Genomic DNA, 5,986 nt, shown 5'->3' on the forward strand with positions numbered 1-5,986 from the left:
ATAAATTAATAGGCGTAGCAAGTGCAAGTATTCGAGAAATAAGAGTTAGAGTAAATAGTTTCATGCATTTGGATGATGAATACTTTCATTAACTCATGTTGTTTAGCTTAACCGAACAGTATTGGAATTGATCGTACTTGTACTCTGGTGGTTGAATAATAAATAATTTTTTATCATTTTTATTTTTCATAATATTTTTGGTTAAATTAGAAACATGAAAAAAGTTTTCAAACCAAACACTGAGGAAATTGCTTAATCAACGCAGGTAAGGCAGGACAGGGTTTTTTCTTCTGCATTTTGCTTGGTCGATCACCCCTAAAAATACTCCAGCGAAAAGGGCCTAAATCCGCAGCAGATATCCAGAGGAGGCGTTTGGCTCTTGTCATTGCTACATAAAGTAAGCGAAATTCTTCAGCTTGTTTGAGTCTTTCGGCTTCTGTCCAAGCTTCTACTGGGTTGGGGATGGTGTTGGCTACTGCTTTGTTATTTTCTAACAGTAGTTTGTGATGCATTAAGGTTCTAATTTGAGCGCGTGCCACTTCTGCTAAAGTGAAATAGCCGATAAATCTTGCTGCGACAGGTACCCATAATTCCCCAGGTAGTACATCATCATGGAGAAAGGGGAGAAATACATAGTCCCAATCGAGTCCTTTTGCTTTGTGCATGGTAATAATGGTAATCTGACCATTACGGGTATAGCGATCGCCTGTATCTTCTTCTACCCCTTCAAATTTTTCGGAAATTACTATTTCTTCTAGGGCTTCAATGGTACTTTTGAGAGAGCTATGATGGGCAATCTGGAGGTTAACTTTTTCTGATAGTTTTTGTACTGTGGCTAATTCCCCTCCTGTATATTTAAGAGTCATTCCCAGAAAGGGGATTAATTGATAGTGGGGTAATTCTAAGCGGGCGCGTAATAGATTACAACAGTAGCGACGGGCTTGCAATACCGATGGTTTTTGCTCTTCTTGAAGGGGACTGGGGTATAAAAATTGTTCGGGATAGGTGGCTAATGCGTTTAAGTCTTGGGCGGGAATTAAGCCTCGTTGGGTTAAGACTTCTAATGCCGATTTTAGGTTATCTGGAGAGTGAGGGCGGTCTAAAAATTGGAGTAAAGTAAGTATTTCTTGGGGAATTTGGGAATATCTTTCGCTTTCGCCGACTTCATAGACTTTGATGCTATTTTCCTTGGGTAGATGTGCCAATTTCTCTGCAATAAAACGTCCTTGGCGATTTTCCCTTACTAAAATAGCGATACTACGATGGGGATTTGCTTGTAGAAGGGCGATCGCTCTTTGTTCGATTAGTTCCACTGTATGATAGACATCATCGGGTATCTTAATTTCTAAGCCTTTACCTTCAGGATGGGGATTGGCTTCTGGTTGCGGATCGTCACTATCTACTAAACAAATATTCTGCGATCTAAAAGGTAATGCAACCTCTTCTACTGGGGATGTTTTATGCTTTTCTAAAGTCTGCTGATTTACCCAATGCAAAACAAAATTAGCAGCATCAATAATAATCTTACTACTGCGTCCTGCCTGATTCATGGTGGCTAAATTGCCTTGTTGTTCGCAATCATTACAAAACCAATTAAAATAAATCGGGTTTGCAGGGGTAAAAGTGGAGTTAATGGCTTGATTGGGATCCCCTACTCGAACTAAATTAGGTGCTGATGTAGGAAATGCATTTTCTGCCAAAATGGAAATTAATTTCTCTTGTAAAGGGCTAGAATCTTGCGCTTCATCTTCAAACACAGCAAAGACTTGATTTTGCCACAATACTCGCATTGGTTGATAATCTAGCACTCGCAAAGCAGCTAAAATCATATCATCGTAATCAACAAAATCTCGCGATCGCATCAGTTCCTGATATTGTTGATATAGTCCTGCTGCAATGGCTAATACTTGATAGCTATCCGTAGCGGTTTTACTCCATTCCCAGAGGTCTTCTGGTAGTAATCCTGAGCTTTTAGCTTCTCTAACAGCAATATTGGTTAAACTAGGTAATATTTCCGTTCTTAAGACTGATTGCCGCCGTAATTTTTCTGTTTCCTCGCCATCAAACTGCACCCCTTCAATTAATACCTGGTAGTGACGGGGATTTTTGGCAATCCAGCGATCCACCGCCGATCTAATAATACGATGCCCCACTGTCGGCACCATAATAGTTACATTGTCTAAATTAAGTCCTGATAACTCCTTTTGAGAATTAGCAATCTGCAACGCCAAACCATGAAGAGTATGCACTACAAAGCCCCCAGGAGGCAATTTCAACTCTTTTAAGCGATCGCGTATCTTACTCTTTATATTAGCTGCTGCGGAACGAGTATAGGTAACAATCACAAGTTGCTTGCGACTGTGTAACTGATTTTTGGCAATTGCGATCGCTGCTGCTACAGAAAGACTATGGGATTTTCCCGCCCCTGGAACAGCCGAAACTGCCATCTGTCCTCTATTCCAGTCTGCTAAACTTTGCTGTCCTTGTCTTAAACTATTACGCAATAATTGTAATTGAGTTTCTAACCATTGCTGGCGATCGACAAAAGTAGAAGTCACATTAAGGTTGCTTGCAGAAGTATCCTGAGAATCTAAAACCATACCTATTAAATTGTCGAGATGAAACTTGATATTAACAATTTTGGCAATTTAATAGTACTTTTTTAGTACATTGTTAATAAATACTAACGATCTCAGAAAAATAAGTTTTACTTTCATTCCCGATTCTTTACGCTTCATCTTTCAGCTTCGCTTTCCCTCTCATCACCAAAGCTAAAACACCCATAAAAGTTAAACCTAAAATTCCCGCAATAGGATTGCCATCAATACCTGTAATCCATTCAGGAACTTTATTCGTATAAGTAATTAAATTCCCCACATTTAAAATATAATAACCCCACACTAAACCAGCGTGTAACCCAATACAAATAGTTAGGTGATTTTTATTGGCTCTTTTTGCCCAAACTAAAGTTAATCCTAATAGTAATAAAGCAGGAAACGTGACAAAAGTCCGAATAATTTCTGCTATTGGTTTTAAAAAATGAGCAGTTGCAAATACAATTGAGCTAGTCCACACAGCAGTGCTTTTACTATAGTCTTGTTCTAATTCGTATAATACCCAACCACGAAAAACTAATTCTTCTGCTAAAGCAATACCCAAAGCACTCAATAATCCTTCAAAAACTATTCTCAGTAAAAAACCTGAAGCATTACCAATCTCTATCCAGCCAAAAAGAGCCTCGGTAATAAATAAAGCCCAACAAACGCCAAAGCCAATAGCTAATCCTTTAATCAAACTAATCAGACTTAACCTATTATCTTTTAAGCCATACTGCTGAAAAATAGAAGGCTGTTGATAAACATATTTTCCCCACCATTTTTGCAAACAAATAAAAATAATAAATAATAATCCCATCGTGACAATTGTCGCTAAATTAGGATCGCTTTTTAATAATAAATTGATGGGAATCGCCAAAGGTAACCAAATTATTGCTAAACACACCAAAAAACCAAATAAACGCAACGGAGCAGATTGCTTTTTGAGATGTTGTAGTTGTTGTCTCAACATGATTATGCTTTATTAAACATTACTAAAAATAATAGTAACGTGGTAAAAATAAACATAATATAAATTAGAGTGCGATTTAGTAGTACGTTCCTCTCAACATTAGAAATATCTTTGACTATTTTACTTGTTAAAAAACTTATATCCTGATTTTTATCGACTATTGTAGAAACATTTGCCAGTTTTTTATTAATTTCTTTATTAGTAAGTGAATTAGTAGAAAATCGATAAAGATATCTTTCTAATAAACCAGGCCCTAACTGAAAATATCCTAGATGAGCAGAACGAATTGCCATGATAATTTCTTCCGAAGGAGTATTTTTAAATAAATAACCTTTTGCTCCTGCTTCTATGGCATTACTTAGAGATTCATCGTCATCGTAAAGACTAAAAATTAATACCTTAGTTGATGTGTAACGTTCAGCAATAACTTTAGTAGCAGCTAAGCCATTCATTACTGGCATATTAATATCCATAATAACAATATTAGGCTGGAATTTAGCAACTTTTTCAATTGCTTCTTCTCCATTATTTGCTATTCCAATTATATTAAAATCAGGTTCGCTTTCTAAAGAATTCTTTAAAAACTGTTGACTGGTTTTTTGATCGTCAACTACTAAAATATTAATCATCGAATTGACCGTTGTTGTTTCAAGCATTAGTTATGACAGAAAATATTTAAAATGTAGCCAAGTCTAAAGTAAATACAACTAGATCATTAAAAAGAATATCAATTATTTTTTTAGAGCTAGTTTTGATAGTTGTTATTGATTATTTATCATTAAAATAGAGTACCAGAATTCTGGTTTAACTATTATTTAAGATTTGGTGTAGATATTCCAAAGTCTTTATCTTAAGTAATTCGATTGTGAAAAAACCAGACTTTTTGTAGAACAGCCTTAATATAGAATTGTTTAGTGGGTCTACTTTTTACTTACTTATCCTTGAATAGCCCCAGAAATGATGAATAAATAATTAAATACTCGATCTCAAATGCCCGAAATGCGATCGCAAAAACCATCAATCAACAATTAAAAGCAAAAAAAATCTCAAAATAGACCAAACTCATCTTTACAATTATGATTAATCTGTTATAATCGTATACTGTCACCCTGGAGAGGTGGCTGAGCGGTTGAAAGCGGCTCCCTGCTAAGGAGTTATAGGGGTAACTCTATCGGGGGTTCGAATCCCCCCCTCTCCGTACTAATAAAATAACGTCGTCAGGCGGGTTTCAAACCCCCAACCAAGTCACCCTATAACCGATTACACTCAAAACTTACTCACTTACCTTACCCCTAAAGGGGTCTGTTTTTGGTATCTTTTGAAGTCTTCGTGTAACTCTTGATAGCCTTTATATTCTGTACCCATTTGTACCCAATTTATACCCAATATCGTTTAAACGTTTATGTATTGGGTATTTCAGGCTGCATAACTACGTTAGTAGAAGGATTGTTATAGAGTTCGAGTCTCGCCATTCGCATATCTACAAGTAGCTAAAGAAAGCGATACTTTTACTCGCCTAACGCAACCAACTAAGACTACTAATTACTCAAATATTACTCGCTTACCTGTTATTTCCATACGGGAAAATGGGAAATAAAGAGCAGTTTGAGTGACATTAGTTTTAGCCATCAATGCGGTCTTCATAGAGACTGTGAAGATATGTTTCTAGCCTTTCGGGGCTACTTATCTGAATTAAAGCGGTAAATGCCTCCAATAATCTAGCAGCACTCTCTCCATGAATTGGGTTAAAATCCCAGACATCCTGCGCCCAATCTTGAGGCTGCATTTCTTCAAAAATCATTCTTTCTAAAAGTTGTTGGGCTTCTTCTTTCGAGATCATTAATCATTTCTTGTGTTTTCTCTACATCATAGTACTTGCTGGCTGACTGTAGGAAAAGACTATTACTGGATTTTTAGTGGTTAAGTTAAGTAGACAGATAGTTGTTACCTTTTACGAAGAGCAGCGAAACAGTTTATCATATCATTTGTTACAGCAGGTGGTAGTCAATGCAGAAACAAAGAGCCTATGTTGTGTTAATTTTAGCGTTATTAGCAGCAGCGATCGCTATTTTAATCACAATTCCCCCAGAACAAGGTCTAGATTTAATTGGTGGTTCACAGTTAACGATTCAAGTTAAACCCACTGAAGAAGTTACGGAAATCACAAGAGAAGATTTAGAAGCGGTTCAAAGAGTTATCGAAAACCGTATAAATGAATTTGGGGTTTCTGAAACCACAGTGCAAACTGTTGGTGACGATAAAATATTAGTCCAATTACCAGGAGAAAGCGAACCCGAAACCGCCGAAAGACGTTTACAAGGTACTGCGGAGTTAGAATTTAAAGAGCAAAGACAAGGAACAGAAGGAGAATTTGCAGCAGAATCTCAAGTCAGACAACAACTGCAATTACAACTAGCTA

Annotated in this window: 4 protein-coding genes, 1 tRNA gene and 1 pseudogene; 2 read left to right on the forward strand and 4 right to left on the reverse strand. The window is 36.7% G+C overall.

The window, feature by feature from the left end; genetic code table 11:
- Window positions 1-227: 227 nt before the first annotated feature.
- The 3 genes from H1P_RS30145 to H1P_RS30155 all read right to left on the reverse strand — a co-directional run bounded on the left by H1P_RS30145 (window position 228) and on the right by H1P_RS30155 (window position 4,223).
- Complete coding sequence (locus tag H1P_RS30145) at window positions 228-2,600, reverse strand: ATP-dependent helicase (RefSeq protein WP_144874706.1); 2,373 nt, start codon at window positions 2,598-2,600, stop codon at window positions 228-230.
- A 127-nt stretch (window positions 2,601-2,727) separates the two neighbouring features.
- Complete coding sequence (locus H1P_RS30150; protein WP_144874708.1) at window positions 2,728-3,567, reverse strand: CPBP family intramembrane glutamic endopeptidase; 840 nt, start codon at window positions 3,565-3,567, stop codon at window positions 2,728-2,730.
- A 2-nt stretch (window positions 3,568-3,569) separates the two neighbouring features.
- On the reverse strand, window positions 3,570-4,223 hold the full coding sequence (locus tag H1P_RS30155; RefSeq protein WP_144874710.1) for a response regulator: 654 nt from the start codon (window positions 4,221-4,223) through the stop codon (window positions 3,570-3,572).
- 455 nt (window positions 4,224-4,678) lie between these two features.
- On the opposite strand from H1P_RS30155, the gene H1P_RS30160 reads away from it, so the two are divergent.
- A tRNA-Ser gene (locus tag H1P_RS30160) sits at window positions 4,679-4,765 on the forward strand.
- 423 nt (window positions 4,766-5,188) lie between these two features.
- On the opposite strand, the gene H1P_RS30165 is transcribed toward H1P_RS30160, so the two are convergent.
- Complete coding sequence (locus H1P_RS30165) at window positions 5,189-5,407, reverse strand: hypothetical protein (RefSeq protein WP_144874713.1); 219 nt, start codon at window positions 5,405-5,407, stop codon at window positions 5,189-5,191.
- Window positions 5,408-5,574: 167 nt separating this feature from the next.
- Between H1P_RS30165 and H1P_RS30170 the strand changes: the two are divergent.
- Window positions 5,575-5,986 (forward strand): annotated as a pseudogene (locus H1P_RS30170) (protein translocase subunit SecD); the annotation flags it as partial.

The sequence above is a fragment of the Hyella patelloides LEGE 07179 genome, assembly GCF_900659865.1.
Lineage (GTDB): Bacteria > Cyanobacteriota > Cyanobacteriia > Cyanobacteriales > Xenococcaceae > Hyella > Hyella patelloides.

Coding starts and splice junctions, on each gene's coding strand:
- H1P_RS30150 (WP_144874708.1), bottom strand. CDS start 3,567: ATGTTGAGACAACAACTACAACATCTCAAAAAGCAATCTGCTCCGTTG.
- H1P_RS30145 (WP_144874706.1), bottom strand. CDS start 2,600: ATGGTTTTAGATTCTCAGGATACTTCTGCAAGCAACCTTAATGTGACT.
- H1P_RS30165 (WP_144874713.1), bottom strand. CDS start 5,407: ATGATCTCGAAAGAAGAAGCCCAACAACTTTTAGAAAGAATGATTTTT.
- H1P_RS30155 (WP_144874710.1), bottom strand. CDS start 4,223: ATGCTTGAAACAACAACGGTCAATTCGATGATTAATATTTTAGTAGTT.